At 35.1% G+C, this 18,058-nt stretch carries 19 protein-coding genes and 1 riboswitch; of the genes, 16 read left to right on the top strand and 3 right to left on the bottom strand.

Translation table 11 applies throughout. The annotated features are described in order from the left end of the window. Positions 1-453: 453 nt before the first annotated feature. The 4 genes from resD to ACFQZ1_RS06510 all read left to right on the top strand — a co-directional run bounded on the left by resD (position 454) and on the right by ACFQZ1_RS06510 (position 4,382). On the top strand, positions 454-1,170 hold the full coding sequence (resD, locus tag ACFQZ1_RS06525; protein ID WP_377881303.1) for a DNA-binding response regulator ResD: 717 nt from the start codon (positions 454-456) through the stop codon (positions 1,168-1,170). Further along, the gene (locus ACFQZ1_RS06520) at positions 1,170-2,933 is read left to right on the top strand and encodes an ATP-binding protein (RefSeq protein WP_377881302.1); all 1,764 of its coding nucleotides are present in this window, start codon (positions 1,170-1,172) and stop codon (positions 2,931-2,933) included. Before resD ends, ACFQZ1_RS06520 begins: the two co-directional genes overlap by 1 nt. A 166-nt stretch (positions 2,934-3,099) precedes the next feature. Next, on the top strand, positions 3,100-3,681 hold the full coding sequence (locus tag ACFQZ1_RS06515) for a cob(I)yrinic acid a,c-diamide adenosyltransferase (protein ID WP_377881301.1): 582 nt from the start codon (positions 3,100-3,102) through the stop codon (positions 3,679-3,681). A gap of 86 nt (positions 3,682-3,767) precedes the next feature. Further along, a complete protein-coding gene (locus tag ACFQZ1_RS06510; RefSeq protein ID WP_377881300.1) occupies positions 3,768-4,382 on the top strand; it encodes a peptidoglycan DD-metalloendopeptidase family protein in 615 nt (204 codons plus the stop codon). A 32-nt stretch (positions 4,383-4,414) separates the two neighbouring features. On the opposite strand, the gene ACFQZ1_RS06505 is transcribed toward ACFQZ1_RS06510, so the two are convergent. Continuing rightward, positions 4,415-5,098 carry a hypothetical protein gene (locus ACFQZ1_RS06505; RefSeq protein ID WP_377881299.1) on the bottom strand — a complete coding sequence of 228 codons (684 nt, stop codon included), beginning with the start codon at positions 5,096-5,098 and terminating at the stop codon, positions 4,415-4,417. 243 nt (positions 5,099-5,341) lie between these two features. Continuing rightward, positions 5,342-5,478: riboswitch (FMN riboswitch) on the top strand. A gap of 166 nt (positions 5,479-5,644) precedes the next feature. Here ACFQZ1_RS06505 and ACFQZ1_RS06500 point away from each other — a divergent pair. After that, on the top strand, positions 5,645-6,223 hold the full coding sequence (locus ACFQZ1_RS06500) for an ECF transporter S component (protein WP_377881298.1): 579 nt from the start codon (positions 5,645-5,647) through the stop codon (positions 6,221-6,223). A gap of 348 nt (positions 6,224-6,571) precedes the next feature. Here the strand turns inward: ACFQZ1_RS06500 and ACFQZ1_RS06495 are convergent, their stop codons facing one another. Further along, positions 6,572-6,820: a ferredoxin gene (locus ACFQZ1_RS06495; RefSeq protein WP_017152544.1), complete on the bottom strand. Its 249-nt coding sequence runs from the start codon at positions 6,818-6,820 to the stop codon at positions 6,572-6,574. A gap of 232 nt (positions 6,821-7,052) precedes the next feature. Here ACFQZ1_RS06495 and ACFQZ1_RS06490 point away from each other — a divergent pair, with 232 nt between their 5' ends. The 11 genes from ACFQZ1_RS06490 (at position 7,053) to ACFQZ1_RS06440 (ending at position 16,861) form a co-directional block, all read left to right on the top strand. After that, positions 7,053-8,114 carry a YpbB family protein gene (locus ACFQZ1_RS06490; RefSeq protein ID WP_377881297.1) on the top strand — a complete coding sequence of 354 codons (1,062 nt, stop codon included), beginning with the start codon at positions 7,053-7,055 and terminating at the stop codon, positions 8,112-8,114. Beyond that, entirely contained in the window at positions 8,104-9,630 is a 1,527-nt protein-coding gene (locus ACFQZ1_RS06485; RefSeq protein WP_377881296.1) for a RecQ family ATP-dependent DNA helicase, read from the top strand. The genes ACFQZ1_RS06490 and ACFQZ1_RS06485 overlap by 11 nt, the downstream gene beginning before the upstream one ends. After that, positions 9,630-10,241, top strand: a complete 612-nt coding sequence (locus ACFQZ1_RS06480; RefSeq protein ID WP_377881295.1) for a CPBP family intramembrane glutamic endopeptidase — start codon at positions 9,630-9,632, stop codon at positions 10,239-10,241. Before ACFQZ1_RS06485 ends, ACFQZ1_RS06480 begins: the two co-directional genes overlap by 1 nt. Beyond that, positions 10,216-10,698, top strand: coding sequence for a LysM peptidoglycan-binding domain-containing protein (locus ACFQZ1_RS06475; RefSeq protein ID WP_377881294.1), 483 nt, complete (start codon positions 10,216-10,218; stop codon positions 10,696-10,698). The genes ACFQZ1_RS06480 and ACFQZ1_RS06475 overlap by 26 nt, the downstream gene beginning before the upstream one ends. A 97-nt stretch (positions 10,699-10,795) precedes the next feature. Next, positions 10,796-11,572: a metallophosphoesterase gene (locus ACFQZ1_RS06470; RefSeq protein WP_377881293.1), complete on the top strand. Its 777-nt coding sequence runs from the start codon at positions 10,796-10,798 to the stop codon at positions 11,570-11,572. A 25-nt stretch (positions 11,573-11,597) separates the two neighbouring features. Continuing rightward, positions 11,598-12,491: a MerR family transcriptional regulator gene (locus ACFQZ1_RS06465; protein ID WP_377881292.1), complete on the top strand. Its 894-nt coding sequence runs from the start codon at positions 11,598-11,600 to the stop codon at positions 12,489-12,491. Between the two features lie 83 nt (positions 12,492-12,574). Beyond that, entirely contained in the window at positions 12,575-13,180 is a 606-nt protein-coding gene (locus ACFQZ1_RS06460; protein ID WP_377881291.1) for a genetic competence negative regulator, read from the top strand. A 244-nt stretch (positions 13,181-13,424) separates the two neighbouring features. After that, positions 13,425-14,708, top strand: coding sequence for an NAD-specific glutamate dehydrogenase (gene gudB, locus ACFQZ1_RS06455; RefSeq protein ID WP_377881290.1), 1,284 nt, complete (start codon positions 13,425-13,427; stop codon positions 14,706-14,708). A 212-nt stretch (positions 14,709-14,920) separates the two neighbouring features. Continuing rightward, entirely contained in the window at positions 14,921-15,151 is a 231-nt protein-coding gene (locus ACFQZ1_RS06450; RefSeq protein WP_377881289.1) for a DUF3961 domain-containing protein, read from the top strand. 82 nt (positions 15,152-15,233) lie between these two features. Further along, the gene (locus tag ACFQZ1_RS06445; protein ID WP_377881288.1) at positions 15,234-15,764 is read left to right on the top strand and encodes a peptidoglycan recognition protein family protein; all 531 of its coding nucleotides are present in this window, start codon (positions 15,234-15,236) and stop codon (positions 15,762-15,764) included. A 116-nt stretch (positions 15,765-15,880) separates the two neighbouring features. Further along, complete coding sequence (locus ACFQZ1_RS06440; protein ID WP_377881287.1) at positions 15,881-16,861, top strand: YpdA family putative bacillithiol disulfide reductase; 981 nt, start codon at positions 15,881-15,883, stop codon at positions 16,859-16,861. An 87-nt stretch (positions 16,862-16,948) separates the two neighbouring features. Here ACFQZ1_RS06440 and ACFQZ1_RS06435 read toward each other — a convergent pair whose 3' ends face one another. Further along, positions 16,949-17,920 carry an asparaginase gene (locus ACFQZ1_RS06435; protein WP_377881286.1) on the bottom strand — a complete coding sequence of 324 codons (972 nt, stop codon included), beginning with the start codon at positions 17,918-17,920 and terminating at the stop codon, positions 16,949-16,951. Positions 17,921-18,058 lie beyond the last annotated feature (138 nt).

Below are 18,058 nucleotides of genomic sequence, written 5' to 3'. Positions count from 1 at the left end.
TGCGGTATAAAATAGGAAGGTGACTGTCACTTTCCTATTTTATTTTTGTTAATTTTTTTTCTTTTTTGAGAAAAACATGACAAAGTGTAGGCTGGTTTTGTAAAATGATGTCGAGGATAAATTATATTATTCGGGAAACATACATATTTTTGGAAAAAATATGAACAAATTTTATTATTTATGTGAAACATAATGCAAAAGTGAACTTTCAATTAGAAGGGTTTTGTATATGAAAATGAGATAGGAGTAAGTTTAGTACGCTATCCCAACGGTAATGAGAATCTCTACCTCATAAGATTCAGAAGAATAGAAAATACGTATGGGATAATGCTAGCATGCATCTGATTCGTTCAACTAATCCTCAATAGAAACCAAAAACTTTTGGAAGGCTCATTTTTAGTGAAGAAAGGTAGGTGTGAACCGTTGTGACATTTATATGTACAGCGGGTTGCAATGGAAAATGAATTAAAGATTTTAATTGTAGATGATGAAGATCGTATTCGTCGTTTGTTAAAAATGTATTTAGAGAGAGAGCAGTACATCATTGATGAGGCTGACAATGGTGAGACGGCGTTAGAAAAAGCGTTGCAAAATGATTATGATCTAATTCTTTTAGATATTATGATGCCTGGAAAAGATGGTATTGAAGTGTGCAAAGGTATTCGTGAGAAAAAGGCAACACCGATTATTATGCTAACGGCAAAAGGAGAAGAAGTAAACCGTGTACAAGGGTTTGAAGTTGGTACAGATGATTACATTGTAAAACCGTTTAGCCCACGCGAGGTTGTGCTACGTGTAAAAGCTGTTTTACGTCGCTCAGTTACAACGACATTCTTTACGCAAGATACGACAACAAAAGATGTTACTGTATTTCCTCATCTCACAATTGATAACGATGCACATCGTGTTACAGCTGATGGTGAAGAAGTGAATTTAACACCAAAAGAATATGAATTATTACTATTTTTAGCGAAGGCACCTGATAAAGTATTTGACCGTGAGCAGTTATTAAAAGAAGTATGGCAGTATGAATTTTTCGGTGATTTACGTACAGTTGATACACATGTAAAACGTCTGCGTGAGAAGTTAAGTAAAAAGTCAGCAGATGCAGCGAAAATGATTGTAACTGTATGGGGGGTTGGTTACAAGTTTGAGGTTGTGAACGATTAATGCTTTGGAAAAGTGTAGTAGGTAAGTTATGGCTGACAATTCTCCTCCTTGTTTCTTTTGTACTTGGTTTCGTTGCCATTTTACTTTCACAGTTTTTTGATAATTATTACGTAACAACGGGAGAAACGAGGCTTACAAAAGTTGCAACGAGTGTTTCTGAATTAATAGAAGAGGGGGCGGATGAGCAGACGATAGAACATATCGCATATAAATTTGCTGATCCCCTTTCACGTATTATTGTTGTTAAAGATAATAATGAAATATCTGCCTCCCCAGCTCAACAAGGATTAGCAACATTAACACTAACTGATTTAAAAAATGATAAAGAATTACAAGCGGTATTTACAGAACGTAAAAATGTACAAAAAATTAAAAACGTCCCAGATGAAAAAAATAAGAAAAATCCTGAGAATGATATTATGATTGTCGGGGTTCCATTAAAGTCTTCAAAAGATGGTGCAGTCTTCGTATATCAATCGTTACAAGTACCAAAACAAGGAATAGAAAAATCGACGGATTTTATCTTTTTATCTGCAGGAATTGCGATTATTTTAACAACATTCTTTGCCTTTTTCTTATCAACACGGATTACAGCCCCACTTCGTAAAATGCGCGAGGTAGCTTTTGAAGTAGCGCGTGGGAAATTTGATGCGAAGGTACCAGCGGTTTCGCAAGATGAGATTGGTGAACTTGCAACAGCGTTAAATCAAATGGGGAAACAATTGAAGTTTAATATTAATGCGCTGCAACAAGAGAAAGAACAGCTTTCTAGTATTTTAAGTAGTATGGCTGATGGTGTTATTACGTTAAATCAAGAAGGAGAAGTCGTTGTAATTAATCCGCCAGCAGAGCGGTTCTTACAAGTATGGTATGAAGAAAAAGAGATAGAGTTAAGTGTGAGTTTGCCATCTGAGCTAGTTGAACTGTTTCATCTCGTTGTAGAAAGTGAACAGCAACAAGTTATAGAAATTAATTTAGAAAAAGGTAATTATGTTGTACTGATGACACCACTATACAATCAGACAAAGATTCGTGGTGCTGTTGCTGTACTTCGTGATATGACAGAAGAACGCCGTCTTGAAAAAATGCGTAAAGATTTTATTGCAAACGTATCGCATGAATTACGTACACCGATGGTTATGTTGCAGGGGTATAGTGAAGCAATTTTAGATGACATTGTTCAAACGAAAGAAGAAGTACATGAATTTGTGCAAATTATCTATGATGAATCTGTACGCTTAGGACGTCTTGTAAATGAATTATTAGATTTAGCTCGAATGGAGAGCGGTCACGTAGAATTACATATATCGGAAGTAGATATTGTTCCATTTGTTGAAAAGATTGCACGGAAATTCCAAGGGATAGCAAAGGAAAAAGGAGTGCAGTTAGTAGTTGATTTTCGTACTTCTATAGAGCAGCATTCTTTTGATCCAGATCGTATGGAGCAAGTGTTAACAAATTTAATTGATAATGCTTTAAGGCATACAAATGCGGGTGGTCAAGTATCGCTTATTATTGATGAGAAAAATAACGGAATTGTATTCGAAGTTGCAGATTCTGGTATTGGTATTCCAGAAGATGATATTCCATTCTTATTTGAGCGTTTTTATAAAGCGGATAAGGCTCGTACACGTGGAAAAACAGGTGGTACAGGGTTAGGGCTTGCAATTGCAAAAAACATTGTGCGAGGACATGATGGTAAGATTACAGTATCGAGTGTAGTAGATGAGGGGACAACATTCTCTGTATATTTGCCAACATAAAGTGAAACTTCCATCAGTGGGGATCTTACTGCCCGTGAATAGCGGAATAAATATGATGAAATTATATGTGAATTTTTAAGCTTATCTTTTTGATAAGCTTTTTTCATGACCAAAAAAAGGAATGTTAATAATAGTGAAGAATGTAAAAGAAAAAAGGAGAGAAAACATGAAACTGTATACAAAAACAGGCGATAAGGGACAAACGAGTCTTATTGGGGGGCGTGTAGATAAAGATAATTTGCGTGTAGAGGCATATGGAACAATTGATGAGGCGAATTCGTTTATCGGACATGCAATGATATTGCTAAACGGTGAATTGTTTCAAGATATTCATCAAGAACTTGAAAAAATTCAGCATGAGTTGTTTGATTGTGGCGGAGATTTAGCGATTGTGAAGAAAACAATTCCGTATAAAGTAACAGAAGACATGATTGCTTTTCTAGAGGAAAGGATTGATGTATATACCCAAGAGGCACCACCACTCGAGCGTTTTATTTTACCAGGGGGAAGTCAAGGGGCAGCTATTATTCACATTGCTCGTACTGTTACACGAAGGGCAGAACGTTGTATTGTTTCTTTGAAGAAACAGGATGAGATTAATGAATATGTTTTGCAATACATAAATCGATTATCAGATTATTTATTTGCAGTTGCAAGAGTTGTGAACGCTCGTGCTAATGTGAAAGATGTAGAATATGAAAGAAGTGCGATTGTATTTCGAGAAAAGGAGGAGAAGAGAGAGAAATAGGCTCTTTCTTTTTTTTGTATACTTTTTACTATAATTAACCACAATAGAGAAAGTGTGATTGTTATTTAGAAAACGGAGGATTCACAATGAAAGTTTTGAAAATCATTTTGCTTTTCTTTTGTGTCTTTTTTATAGCACAAACAGAAGGAGCCGCGGAAGAAAAGCGGTGGGCATGGCCAGTAGAGGGGAGAATTAGCGATTATTTTGGAACGAGAAATGGAAAACATTTTGGTATTGATATTGCTGCACCGATTGGCACTTCAATAGCGGCTATGCAAGATGGTATTGTAACAAGATCTTATTTTTCTGATAGTTACGGACATGTGGTGTTTATTAAACATGAAGATTATGAAGCTGTATATGCTCATATGAATAAACGACTTGTGAGCGAGGGAGATGTAGTTTCACAAGGGCAAAAAATTGGTCAAGTAGGGAATACAGGACAATCGAATGGTGCTCACTTACATTTAGAAGTTCATAAAGGGGCTTGGACGATAGCGAAAACAAATGCAGTGAACCCACTGCAACTAATTCAAGAAAAGCCTAACACGGTAGCATCCGCCTCTGTATATGTCGTACAAAAAGGTGATACACTGGTCAGTATTGCCAGAAAGTTTGGTACAACTGTTAGAGAATTAAAAGTGAAAAATCGCTTGCAAAAAGATACTATTTATCCGACGCAAAAATTACATATTAATTGAAAAAGAGCTAGGAAAACTAGCTCTTTTGCTTGTTACCAGAAAATAAAGATACATGCAAATCCAGTAATTATTAAATAGCTATAATAATAAAACACTTTAGCTCGCGTTTTTTCTTTTGTTCTAAATAAGACAAGAGTAGGTTCAATAAGACCGATAACGAAACAAAGAAGACCTAGCAACATACAGCCGATAGACAGCGAATACAAAGCAATTTGAATTTGAAATGGGAGAATAAATTTTAATAAAAATGCAATAAGTACGGTATAGCAAATAGTCCCAATATACATATTCAATGTTGTATTAGATCGATAACCAGGCAGTTTTTTTAAAAATGGTCTGGAAACAATTTCTGTTTCTAAAGATGTATACGTTTGAATAATTTTTTCTGCTTTTTTTCCTTGATGAAAAAGAGAAAGAATCCAATTTCGTTCTCCTTGAAAAACGAATTGAGTTTTTGTTAAATAATGATCAATTTTGACTTTTTTCCAGCTTTTCCATGGATGTCGTTCGCAAAGTTTTAGTTTACTGTCTAAATTTTTATCGTATTGATATACGCTAATGCCATCTTCATCAAAAGTGGCATAATATGTATCTCTTGAGAATTTACCTGAATCAAGAAGACAATAGAACAGCAATTCCTTTTTTAAATAAAAGTATTCTTTGCGAAGATTTTTTTTCATAATTTCTCGAATAGGCTGTTTTTTTTCTTTACTCATGACATTTCCTCCACTGTAAGAAAATGCTGTTTTTCTTAACAATATCATATCTTATCACTTTCATGTATAAATGACTAGAGAATTGTGAGCAAAAAAGAACAAACACGAAAATTTGTTCTTTTTTGTCATATTATTTACTTATTGTTAGAATAGCATGCAATTATGAGGAGTGAATGAAAAAGAATCATTTTCATTCACATTGTTTTAAAGTTGTTGTATAATGATGGAGAAAATAGAATATCGGTCTATCTTCGGGGCAGGGTGAAAATCCCGACCGGCGGTGATGAACATGTATTTTTGTTCTAAGCCCGCGAGCCGTTAAGGCAGGATTTGGTGCGATTCCAAAGCCGACAGTACAGTCTGGATGGGAGAAGATGGAGGTTCGAGCGTTCAAAAAAGTTAAATGTTTGAACGTCTGTTTGATGTGCCTAAAATTTCTCCCTTTGCGTTTCGGATGCAAAGGGTTTTTTCATGCAAGAATATATTTAGGCATAGCAGAGCCTTTCCACTTTCCATGAGATGATCGATGGAAAAGGAGAGAGAAACATGAAACAAAAGATGAGTGTAGTACAAATGGTGAGCGTCGCGATGCTGAGCAGTATTGCATATTTACTAATGATGCTGGATTTTCCATTTCCGGGATTCCCGCCGTTTTTAAAAATTGATTTTAGTGATGTTCCAGCTTTAATTGCAGCCATTATTTTTGGGCCAATTTCAGGTGTAATTGTAGAAGCGATAAAAAACGTTCTATATTATGGGATTCAAGGAAGTTTAACGGGTGTACCAGTAGGAGAAGTGGCGAATTTTGTAGCTGGATGTCTCTTTATTCTTCCAGCAACTATTTTATTCCGTAAACATCGCACAGTTAAAAGTTTAACAACTGGATTGATGTTAGGAGTAGTTTGTATGTCACTTATTATGAGTGTACTCAATTATTTTATCATTTTACCAGCTTACACTTGGTTCTTAGGTCAACCTGCTATGTCTAACAGTGTAATGCGTCAAACAATTGTAGCGGCAATTTTACCTTTTAATTTAATTAAAGGAATTATAGTAACAATTATTTTTGTTCCTTTATTTTCTCGATTGAAAGTATGGGTATTTGCGAAAATGAAAAATGCATAAAATAGAAGGTTTTGCATCAGTAGAAGATTTTTCTGCTGATGTTTTTTTATCCCGCATTAACGGGCAGTAAGACCCCACCTCAAGATTCAGAGAAAATCGAAGAAGATAGGTGGGGGATAACTGCTGGCATGCGCCCGATTGGTTCAGCTAACCATCAGTGGGAGATGAAGCCCCCACTAATGGAAGTTTCACTTTATCTAGCATAAGGAGCAGTAAGAGGCTGTTTGGTGGGGCTGACCATTAAATTTAGGATGAGTGACTAGTGAAAGTTGCGCTAAATAGAAGAAAATAAAGTGTAAAAAAATAACCCTCACATTTGAGGGTTATTTTTTGAAGTCAACAATGAGACTATTCAAATTTTAATGCGTCACCGTCGAATGCTTCATCTGCCACTTTGATAGAATCAGTTGGGCAACCTTCGAATGCATCCATCATATCATCGATTAATACATCTGGAATTTCAACGATACCTTGGTTATCGTCTAGTGTTACGAATGCAATACCTTCATCATCGTAATCATAAATATCCGGTGCAGCTGCTCCGCAAGCTCCACATGCAATACAAGTGTCTTTGTCAACGATTGTGTATTTTGCCATTTTTGTATACCCCCTAAATAATATGTATATGTATATAAGAACACTGATGAAAAATTATAACCTTATTGTAAAACGGTTTTTGAAACTTTTCAATACAAAATTATAATGATAATTCTTATCAATTGAGTATGTCAACTAATTTCTATAGTTGTACATGAAATTTTAAAAATATCTAAATAAGATGCATTTTGTTACAATAAAAGTAGAAGTAGACTGAAAGGGTGAAGAAGTGTTGCAGCTACAATATACTGTATTATACTGTTTAAAACAATTAAAAGGTGAACGAACGGTTTCTTCTATTTATCACCTTTTAAAAGGGAAACGTTCTTCACAAACATTGCAAGATGGAAATATGTTTCATCTTTCCTTTTTGTTTAGTGTATATAAATCTTTAAGACGTCATGATTATGATAAACAGATTGAAGCATTATTAAACAAGCAACTTATTACATGTTTGCATGAAAATACTTACATTTTATCTGAAATGGGAGAGAAACAAATAAACGAATGGGAAAAATTCTTTGCTTTTCCAAAATATTTACATGGTTTGCAATATGGTGAACTTGGGGAGAGTTTTTGGAGAAGGTTATCTTTGATTGTGCAAACTGTATCTCATTTGCAACAGAAACATGTAAAGTTTCTTCCAATTCAGCAAGATACGGAAATCACGATGTGGGTAAAACAATTTATTATGAATTCTTCTGTTTCAAGAGGACAACTAGCGGAACAGTTATATAAAGAAATAAATGAAATATTAATCCATAGTACCTCTCTAGAAGCAACTATTTTCGTATATCGTCTAACGGGATATCATCGTATCGGTTATACAACAGATCAACTTGGAGATATGATGAAGCAAGATGCATTTCGAATATATCTTTTATTTTGGGGAACGATTCATTTCATTATTCAACATGTACAAAATCACCAGCGAAAGTTTCCATTATTGGCACAAATTATTGCGTATCCAAATGAAAAAGCAGATTTATTTAGTATATCAACACAAAAAACATATCAATTATGGAAACAAGGACGTACTATGGAGGAGATTTCCAGGATACGAAAATTAAAGTTTGCGACAATTGAGGATCATATTGTAGAAATTGCACTGAGAGAAAAAGAATTTCAAGTGGAGCAATTTATAGAAAAAGAAAAAATGAAGCAAATACAGAAAATGATTGAGGAGTTACAAACGCGGAAGCTGCGAGTCTTGAAACAAGCTGCCGGAGAGCATGTTTCCTATTTTGAAATTCGTCTTGTATTAGCGCGAGTAGGGGGATTACATGAAGCTTGAAGATATTTTATATCAGTGGTTTGGGTACCGGACATTTCGGCCAGGGCAAAAGGAAGTTATTGCAGACGTATTAAATGGAAATTCTGTTGTAGCGATGCTGCCGACCGGAGGAGGAAAATCGCTTTGTTATCAGCTTCCAGGACTTATACAAGATGGAACAGTACTCATTGTTTCACCGCTATTGTCATTAATGGAAGATCAAGTTACACAGTTAAAATACATGGTGAAAGATAAAGTTATTGCCTTAAATAGTTTTCGAACAATGACAGAGAAAAAAAAAGCTATGCGACGGTTACATTCCTATAAATTTGTATTCGTGTCTCCTGAAATGTTGCAATCGGATGCGTTACTAAAAGAATTAAGAAAAATTCGTATCTCTTTATTTGTTGTGGACGAAGCGCATTGTATTTCTCAATGGGGATATGATTTTCGAACAGATTATAAAAAGCTAGATCAAGCTATTGCATCGATGGGCTATCCCACGGTTCTTGCTTTAACAGCTACTGCTACAAAAGAGGTATTACAAGATATTATTGAAAGTTTAAGTTTGAAAGATGTGAGGCAACACTTACATTCGATTGATCGTCCTAATATTGCGATGAAAGTAGAATTTGTACAAACCATTCAAGAGAAAAAAGAAATGCTGTTATCTCATGTGAAATATTTACAAGGTCCTGGTATTATTTATTGTTCGAGTAGAGCTTGGACTGAACGTCTTGCAGCGTATCTACGGAGTGAAGGTATTGAAGATGTTGCGCATTACCATGGCGGGATGGAACATGAAGAACGCATGTTAATTCAGCAACAGTTTATGAACGATCAACTTCAACTTGTTGTGTGTACAAGCGCATTTGGTATGGGGGTAAATAAACAAAACACGCGTTATATTATTCATTTTCATTATCCGACAAATATAGAGTCTTATTTGCAAGAAATCGGACGTGCAGGTAGAGATGGAGAGGCGAGTATTGCCATTTTGCTATGTAGTCCGCTTGATCATGAGTTGCCAATCTCCATTATTGAAGAAGAATTACCAAATGAACAACAAATACGCTTTTTATTTTCTTTATTACGAGAAACAATGGTTCAAGCCCAAGTATTACCGTTAGAAAGTGTAGAGGGAATTTGCTACAATGCAGCAGGATTGAGTGAACAACATTGGCGATTCGTTCGGTATCATTTTGAAAGGATGAAAATCATACAAAATAGGGAATTAATGATTGAATCTTTATCAGATGAAGTGGCGCAGAAGTTAATTACAGAAGTGAAAATTCGGCTTTATAATAAGTATGGTCAACTAGAAACAATGAAAGAATGGATGCGACAAACAAATTGTAAAAGAGAGTCGATTCTTTCCTATTTTGGATATGCAAAGGAAACACAGCCGAAAAATTGTTGTAATTATTGTGGGATTCATATAGAAGATTATAAAAAAAGACAAGCAAGACAATCTGTTTTCGACTATAATTGGAAAACAGAGTTGCAATTGCTCTTCGGATTCAGAACGGAGGAATGATGCATATACGCAAGATAAGTATTGAAGACATGAGTATAAAAGAAATCCGACTTAATTTATATATTACACAAGCAATTATTATATGTATTGGGATACTATTAGCGTATATATTATTTCCGAGTATGGACACATTTCTAGCTTTATGGAAATGGGATTTTTCATCTATTGTTCTAATAGGTGGGGGAGTTGCTTGCATTATCATTTTACTTGATTATATTGCGATGCATCTTTTGCCTGAATCATGGTTCGATGATGGTGGAATTAATAATCGTATGTTTCAAGGGATGTCTGTTTTTGGTGTATTTGTTGTTACACTTTTAATTGGAATAGCAGAAGAATTTTTATTTCGTGGTGTAATACAAACGTATTTTGGCTTAATTTTTGCGAGTATTGTATTTGCGGTTTTGCATATTCGTTATATTACTAAGCCGTTTTTATTTTGTTTTGTATTGATGATTAGTGTTGTATTTGGATATGTGTTTCAATGGACAGGTAATTTATTAATTACGATTTTTGCTCATTTTTTAGTCGATTTCATAATGGGGTTGCAATTAAGGAACCCAACGGAAGGTGGTGGTGACCAATATGACGAGGCAGACAATGGAATTTGAAGAGGATTTAAAAGAATCGACGCAAACAAAAGAAGAGGGTTTACCGCCACGTAGTGAAGTTCATAAAGACAAGAAAAAATCAAAATTTAAAATAAAACACTTTTTTGTTCGAGTCTTAACAGTGTTATTTATTCTCCTACCGATTGGGGTTTTGTGGTATACAGAACGTTATATTGAGGGGAAGAAAGCAGAATCAAGTGCGAATTCTGAAAAAAGCGCATTTGAGGTTATCTTTTTTGATTCAAAAAAGAAGACAGATAATGAATCAAAATCATCACAGGCCTTTCAGTTTCATACAGTGAAAGAGGGAGAAACACTCGAAAGTATTGCAAAAAAATATTTTCCGAATGAAGATGGGATACCGATTATAAAGAAATATAATGAAATAGCAGAAGGGTTGGAACCAGGGCAAGTGTTAAAAATTCCGGTGAAGATAGAATCAAAACAGAAAAAATAAAGCGAACCTTCCATCAGTGGGAGGTTTTTCTTCACTTGCTGGGGTGATGTGTTATTATGTGGTTAGATTTTGTTAAGAGGAAAGATGAGGAAAATGTATGACATGGGGATTACTAAGTTGTTTCATATTATGCATTGTGATTGTTTGCTTCGTTATGATGTATAGAGAAGCGATGCGTGATACATTGTTAGAACAAACCGTATCGTTTGTGGATTTTCCAATTAGTTTTGGGGAAGTACGAATTTTTTTTATTTCTGATATTCACAGAAGAACGATTTCTCAATCCTTAATACAACAAGTGAAGGGGAAAGTAGATCTTGTTATTATAGGTGGAGATTTAGCTGAACAAGGGGTACCGTTATCTAGAGTAGCTGATAATGTTAAACGGTTAAATGAAATTGGACAAGTGTATTTTGTTTGGGGAAATAATGATTACGAGATTGATTTTCACGAATTAGATGCGTTGCTTCTTCAAAATAGAGTGAAAATTTTAGACAATACAGGAGTTTTATTTGAATCAGAGTTTGGAGAAAAGATATGGTTACTAGGTGTTGACGATGTGAGTTTGAAGCGTGATCGTCTAGATTTAGCGTTAGCAGATTGTGAAGAAGATGGATTTCGTATCCTTGTGAGTCATAATCCTGATATCATATATAAATTAAATGGAACAGAAAATATCTCCTGTGTATTAAGTGGTCACACGCACGGTGGACAAATTCGGTTATTTCATTCTACACGTTTTTTGAAAGGTGGAATTTATGAATATCCACAGGCGACTTTGTTTGTAAGTAATGGTTATGGAACAACACTTGTGCCATTGCGTTTTCGTGCTTCTGCACAAACGCATTTGATTACATTACAAAGAAAAGATTGACGTTGTTTTTAAGGTGGGAAGAGATATGCCAAGTTTAATAGGTAAATATAACATTAAAGTGGTGTCAAATATGCTCGGTATACATCCAGGAACATTGCGAGCTTGGGAAAGACGGTATCAAATCATTGCACCGAAGCGTAATAATGCTGGACACCGATTATATACAGAAGAACATGTCCAAATATTAAAATGGCTTATTAACAAAGTGAATCAAGGATTTACCATTGGACAAGCAGTTAGTTTATTAGAAAATAACCAATTACAAAATCACAATTTATCAGAAATAGAATATAATAAAGTAGAACTTTTAGTAGACGATATCCTTTATTCTTTGTTAAAATTTGATGAAATACAAGCGCTGGAGTTACTGGATGAAGCTTTTAGTGTTTTTTCTATAGATAAAGTGATTTCAGATGTGTTAGTAAAATTGCTTGTAAGGTTAAAAGATATGCGCTTGAATGAAAAAATAACAAGTGCAGAGGAACGGTATGTGACTTCATTTATACGCTCGCGTATCGGAGTGATTTATCATAGTATGCCTATTAATACGGGACTGCCAAAGGTACTTTCTATATGCACTCCAGGGGAATTATGTGAGCTTGGATTATTTATTTTTACAACATATTTACGCCGGAAAGGTTATCCAGTAATCTATATTGGGACAGGCATAGAAGAAGCTGATATTGATGATGTAATTAAACAAGTAAATCCTAAAATCTTGTTTATTTCTTGCACAATAAAAGAAAATGTCACGGCAAGTGTTCAGCTTGCAAAGAGATTACATGAACAATATGCAAACCTTTATGTTGGGATTAGTGGTTTTACCTTTGAGTTTGCTTCTAATGAAGAAAGCGAAGAGACTCGAAACTGGTTTGTTGGAGATACAAAAGAAGAATGGGATGAATGGTTAAAAATGTGAGAATGGTTGTTCGGAAAGAACCATCTATTTTCTGTTTCATATAATAAAAATTAAATGCAACTGTTGCGTAAGGAGGTTACGGGATGAGGTTGGAACGTTTAAATTACAATAAAATTAAAATCTTTCTGACGTTCGACGATTTGTCAGAACGTGGACTTACAAAGGAAGATTTATGGAAAAATGCGCCAAAAGTACAACAACTGTTTCGAGATATGATGCAAGAAGCGAATAAAGAGCTCGGCTTTGAGGCAGATGGTCCAATTGCGGTAGAGGTGTTCTCGCTACAAGCTCAAGGCATGGTTGTTATTGTTACGAAAGAGAATCATGTATCAGATACGGAAGATGAATTTCAAGATGAATTTATTGAAATGCAAGTTACTCTTGATGAGAGCGAACATATACTATACGAATTTACTTCATTGGAGGATGTAATTGCATTAGCAGGTCGTTTATATAGTCTTGAAGTAACAGGTGGAAAGCTTTATATGTGGCAAAATCGTTTTTATTTATGGTTAGAAGAAGATTCTACTATGTTACTGAAAGAGGATATGATTGCCATTTTAGCAGAGTTTGGTAGCCCTTCCACAATTACAATTTATCGAATGATGGAATATGGAAAAGAACTTATGGCGAATGAAGCAATCGAGCAAATATATAAATATTTTATCATAAAAGAAAACCTCAGCTAGGTGATACAGTTGAGGTTTTTCCTTATATAAAATATTTATATATTATATGAAAAAATAATAGTTTTTTAAGTATTTCGCCTTGCTAAAAAGAATAAAAGGACTATAATGATATTGAAAACGTTTGCAATCGGTAAAAAGGTTTGTATATATTTGTTAGCGTTTTCTCTTGCATTCCTATTTTAAGAGTGTATACTAGGCAATGAAGGTTTACTAAACAAGTGAAATTACAGGGGGTTTACTTACTATGGTAGCCGAAAAGGGAGCTCAAACACAAACACAACAAAGAGAACAACATTTTGAATTATTGAATTCGACACAAATTGTTATTAAAGAAGCCCTAGAGAAATTGGGTTATCCGAACGAGGTATATGAATTACTTAAAGAACCAATTCGTATGATGACAGTGAAGATCCCAGTTCGTATGGATGATGGAACTGTTAAAATATTTACAGGATATCGTGCTCAACATAACGATGCTGTTGGTCCAACAAAAGGTGGTATCCGCTTTCATCCAAATGTAACGGAAAATGAAGTAAAGGCACTTTCGATTTGGATGAGCTTAAAATGTGGTATTGTTGATTTACCGTATGGTGGAGGTAAAGGTGGTATCATTTGTGATCCACGTGAAATGTCTTTCCGAGAACTAGAAAGATTAAGCCGTGGCTATGTAAGAGCAATTAGCCAAATCGTAGGTCCAACGAAAGATATTCCAGCTCCAGATGTATTTACAAATTCACAAATTATGGCATGGATGATGGATGAATATAGTCGTATTGACGAATTTAACTCACCTGGATTTATCACAGGAAAGCCGCTTGTATTAGGTGGATCTCATGGCCGTGAAACAGCGACTGCAAAAGGTGTAACAATTTGTATTCGCGAAGCAGCGAAAAAACGTGGTATTGATATTAAAGGTGCACGCGTTGTTGTACAAGGGTTCGGAAATGCAGGTAGTTTCTTAGCGAAGTTTATGCACGATGCGGGAGCAAAGGTAATTGCAATTTCCGATGCTTACGGTGCACTTCATGATCCAAACGGCTTAGATATTGATTACTTATTAGACCGTCGTGATAGCTTTGGTACAGTAACAAAATTGTTTAATAACACAATTTCAAATAAAGAATTATTAGAACTAGATTGTGATATTTTAGTACCAGCTGCAATTGAAAATCAAATTACAGAAGAAAATGCAGCGAATATTAAAGCGAAAATTGTTGTAGAAGCAGCGAATGGTCCTACAACATTAGAAGCAACAAAAATTTTAACAGAGCGTGGCATTTTACTTGTTCCAGACGTATTAGCAAGTGCTGGTGGTGTAACAGTTTCTTACTTTGAATGGGTACAAAATAATCAAGGTTATTACTGGACTGAAGAAGAAGTAGAAGCTCGTTTAGAAAAAGTAATGGTAAGCTCATTTGATGCTATTTATGAAACATCGCAAGTTCGCAAAGTGAATATGCGTTTAGCAGCTTATATGGTTGGGGTTCGTAAAATGGCAGAAGCAAGCCGCTTCAGAGGTTGGGTATAAACCGGTTATTGATGACGAAAACCGCAATTTCCTGTAAAGGGAGTTGCGGTTTTTTGTTGTAATTATATTATTGGGCCGATCATTGCAATTGGTATTGCTTATGAGTTACATGAATTTGTAAAAAACATAAAAAGAACACTTGTTCTAATAGAACGTTTGTGCTATACTCTTCTTAGATAGAAAAACGGAAACAGAATAAGGGAGAGATTAGAATGAAAATGACTGCACAACAACGTTTTGTAATGTCACCAAATGTAATGGAACGAGTTGAAGTTTTGCGCAAGAAGCATGTGAAACGCTCTTCTTTTTTACACAGAGTGAATCGTTTTTTTGGTTTAGAAGCGAAACAAGATGAAATTTGGTTTTATGGTTTTTATGCGGTGGCAATAAGTATATTGTTATTTATGATATTTGTTTCGAATATGATGGATTTTTTATTTTGATAAGAATATTTGCGATAGGGACACATCATCTGAATACATATAAGGTTAGAAAGATAATTTTATTAGAGCGGAGATGATGTGAATGGCGAAGTTTCCTATACAGCGAAATTATATTAAACACGGAGGATCTCGACCTGGACATCGACTTTCAAAAGTTCGTTTTATTGTCAGTCATGATACAGGAAATCCAGGCAGTAATGCAATTGGAAATCGAGACTATTTTAATGAAATACAACCAAAAGCTTCAGCTCATACATTTATTGATGATAAAACCATACTAGAGATTATTCCGATTCATGAGGTAGCCTATCATGTTCGGTACAATGTTCCGACGGATAATGAAATATATGGTTACAATGCTAACAGCGCAGCAATTGGTGTTGAACTTTGCTACGGAGGAAATATAAATTTTTGGAATGCATATACACGTTTTACTTGGTATCATGCATATTTGTGCCATAATTTTGGTTTAAACCCAAGGACAGATATTGTTTCGCATAAAAAGCTTGACCCTGCTCGTAAAATCGATCCAGAACGTGTATTAAATAATCAAGGTATACCTTTTAAACAGTTTTTAGCGGACGTCTATCGCATGTACGTATCGTATAGATGACAAATATATGAAAAATGAATACAATAAAGATAGGTGCCTACTGCTGAAAGTAGGTTTTTTCTTGTTTTTAATTGTTTATTTGGATAGAGAGTAGAAGACTAGGAGATGAGCTTTACATGCAAAAAGAAACAGCAATTATTATCGGAGGCGGACCGTGCGGATTAGCAGCAGCGATTGCCATGCAAAATGTTGGGATCAATCCACTTGTAATTGAAAAAGGAAATATTGTGAATGCAATCTATAATTATCCAACGCACCAAACATTTTTTTCTTCTAGTGAAAAACTAGAAATTGGTGGAGTTGCCTTTATTACAGAAAATCGTAAGCCTGTCCGAAATCAAGCATTAGCGTATTATCGTGAAGTAGTAAAACGGAAACATGTACGTGTGAACGCGTTTGAACGGGTGGAAGAAGTAAAGAAAGAAGAGGGTTTCTTTATTGTTCGAACAATAAAAGGGGACGGAAAGCAAGAGAGGTACAAAGCAAATTATGTTATTATCGCAACTGGATATTATGATAATCCTAATTATATGAATGTTCCGGGAGAAGAGTTAGAAAAAGTAGCGCATTATTTCAAAGAAGGACATCCTTATTTTGATCGTGATGTTGTAGTAATAGGAGGGAAAAATTCAAGTGTGGATGCGGCATTAGAGCTTGTGAAATGTGGAGCGCGTGTGACAGTCTTATATCGCGGTCAAGTATATTCTCCAAGTATTAAACCGTGGATCTTACCAGAATTTGAAGCGTTAGTTCGACAAGGTACGATAAAAATGGAATTTGGTGCACATGTAAGAGAAGTTACAGAATATACAGTCACATATACGGTAGGAAACGAAGAATATACGATTCCAAATGATTTTGTTTTTGCGATGACAGGTTATCATCCAGATCATAGTTTTTTAACAAAAATGGGTGTGGAAATTGATTCTGGAACAGGAAGACCTCTTTATAAAGAGGAAACGATGGAAACGAATGTCGAAGGGATTTTTATTGCTGGTGTAATTGCTGCTGGTAATAATGCGAATGAAATTTTTATAGAAAATGGTCGATTTCATGGAGACGCAATTGCGAAAACCATTGTAGAGCGAGAACAGTAAAAATTTGTTAATAGAATAATGGAAACACCTTCGTCTAATTTTAACGTTAAGAATTAGATGAAGGTGTTTTTTTGTTACAATCGTATTTTAATGTTTAAACATTGCTTGAATTTCAGCTTGTTCTGTTGTTACTTCTAGTCCAACAAGCAATTTAATGCGTGCTTTTTGAGCATTTAAACCATAGGTGAAGATAACGCCCATATCTTTTAATTGTTTACCGCCACCCTCATAAGAATATACATCTTGAACAATTCCGTTGAAGCAGCGAGAAACAAGAACAACCGGAATACCTTTATCTATTAAACGTTGTAGTGCAGGAAGTGTGCGTGGTGGTAAGTTTCCTTGTCCAAGTGCTTCGATGATAATTCCATCAACGGGAAGCTGCTCAATTGCAGATAATAACGTATCATCCATACCTGCATATGCCTTTAATATAACAGTGTTTTTTGTAATTTGTGTAACGGCATATTTTTCGTGATGTACTAATGCATGGTGAAAGACAACACCGCGCTTCGTTACCATGCCAATTGGACCATATTGCGGACTTTGGAATGTTGCCACGTTACTTGTATGTGTTTTTGTTACATTCGTTGCGCAGTGAATTTCATCATTTAATACGACAAGGACACCTTTTCCTTTTGCTTCTTCACTACTAGCCACTTTAACAGCTGACAAAAAGTTATATAAACCGTCAGCACCTAATTCATTACTGGAACGCATTGCTCCTGTCACAACAATTGGTATATTAGCTTGTACAGTTAAATCTAGGAAATAAGCTGTTTCTTCTAATGTGTCTGTTCCATGTGTGATGACAATCCCTTGTACGCCATCGTTTTTAACCTTCTCGTCAATCATGACCTGCAATTGCAGCATTTCATTTGGCGTTATGTGAGGAGATGGAAGATGAAAGACATCTTCAACAATTAAATCGATATCTTCTTCTAAATTTGGAATAAATTTTAACAGTGGATTTTGCGCGCCGGGTTGAACAACTCCAGTTTCTTTATCTTCTTCCATCGCAATTGTTCCACCAGTGTGTAAAACAAGAATTTTTTTCAATGCCCTTACCCCTCTCCAATCAATGAAAATACACTAAGAACATAACATGATTTGACCGGATTCGACAATGAAAAAGTATAAAACTTATAAGAGATTATCAAAATGAAAATAAAGTGAAACTTCCAACAGTGGGGGGCT

This window comes from Bacillus sp. CGMCC 1.60114 (assembly GCF_042676365.1).
GTDB lineage: Bacteria > Bacillota > Bacilli > Bacillales > Bacillaceae_G > Bacillus_A > Bacillus_A rhizoplanae_A.
Note: the sequence above shows the minus strand (reverse complement) of the source record. Positions and strands in the feature narration are given on the sequence as shown.

What these genes read in the sequence shown, in the direction of transcription:
- resD (WP_377881303.1), top strand. Translation starts at nt 454, where the DNA reads ATGGAAAATGAATTAAAGATTTTAATTGTAGATGATGAAGATCGTATT.
- ACFQZ1_RS06520 (WP_377881302.1), top strand. Translation starts at nt 1,170, where the DNA reads ATGCTTTGGAAAAGTGTAGTAGGTAAGTTATGGCTGACAATTCTCCTC.
- ACFQZ1_RS06515 (WP_377881301.1), top strand. Translation starts at nt 3,100, where the DNA reads ATGAAACTGTATACAAAAACAGGCGATAAGGGACAAACGAGTCTTATT.
- ACFQZ1_RS06510 (WP_377881300.1), top strand. Translation starts at nt 3,768, where the DNA reads ATGAAAGTTTTGAAAATCATTTTGCTTTTCTTTTGTGTCTTTTTTATA.
- ACFQZ1_RS06505 (WP_377881299.1), bottom strand. Translation starts at nt 5,098, where the DNA reads ATGAGTAAAGAAAAAAAACAGCCTATTCGAGAAATTATGAAAAAAAAT.
- ACFQZ1_RS06500 (WP_377881298.1), top strand. Translation starts at nt 5,645, where the DNA reads ATGAAACAAAAGATGAGTGTAGTACAAATGGTGAGCGTCGCGATGCTG.
- ACFQZ1_RS06495 (WP_017152544.1), bottom strand. Translation starts at nt 6,820, where the DNA reads ATGGCAAAATACACAATCGTTGACAAAGACACTTGTATTGCATGTGGA.
- ACFQZ1_RS06485 (WP_377881296.1), top strand. Translation starts at nt 8,104, where the DNA reads ATGAAGCTTGAAGATATTTTATATCAGTGGTTTGGGTACCGGACATTT.
- ACFQZ1_RS06480 (WP_377881295.1), top strand. Translation starts at nt 9,630, where the DNA reads ATGCATATACGCAAGATAAGTATTGAAGACATGAGTATAAAAGAAATC.
- ACFQZ1_RS06475 (WP_377881294.1), top strand. Translation starts at nt 10,216, where the DNA reads ATGACGAGGCAGACAATGGAATTTGAAGAGGATTTAAAAGAATCGACG.
- ACFQZ1_RS06470 (WP_377881293.1), top strand. Translation starts at nt 10,796, where the DNA reads ATGACATGGGGATTACTAAGTTGTTTCATATTATGCATTGTGATTGTT.
- ACFQZ1_RS06465 (WP_377881292.1), top strand. Translation starts at nt 11,598, where the DNA reads ATGCCAAGTTTAATAGGTAAATATAACATTAAAGTGGTGTCAAATATG.
- ACFQZ1_RS06460 (WP_377881291.1), top strand. Translation starts at nt 12,575, where the DNA reads ATGAGGTTGGAACGTTTAAATTACAATAAAATTAAAATCTTTCTGACG.
- gudB (WP_377881290.1), top strand. Translation starts at nt 13,425, where the DNA reads ATGGTAGCCGAAAAGGGAGCTCAAACACAAACACAACAAAGAGAACAA.
- ACFQZ1_RS06450 (WP_377881289.1), top strand. Translation starts at nt 14,921, where the DNA reads ATGAAAATGACTGCACAACAACGTTTTGTAATGTCACCAAATGTAATG.
- ACFQZ1_RS06445 (WP_377881288.1), top strand. Translation starts at nt 15,234, where the DNA reads ATGGCGAAGTTTCCTATACAGCGAAATTATATTAAACACGGAGGATCT.
- ACFQZ1_RS06440 (WP_377881287.1), top strand. Translation starts at nt 15,881, where the DNA reads ATGCAAAAAGAAACAGCAATTATTATCGGAGGCGGACCGTGCGGATTA.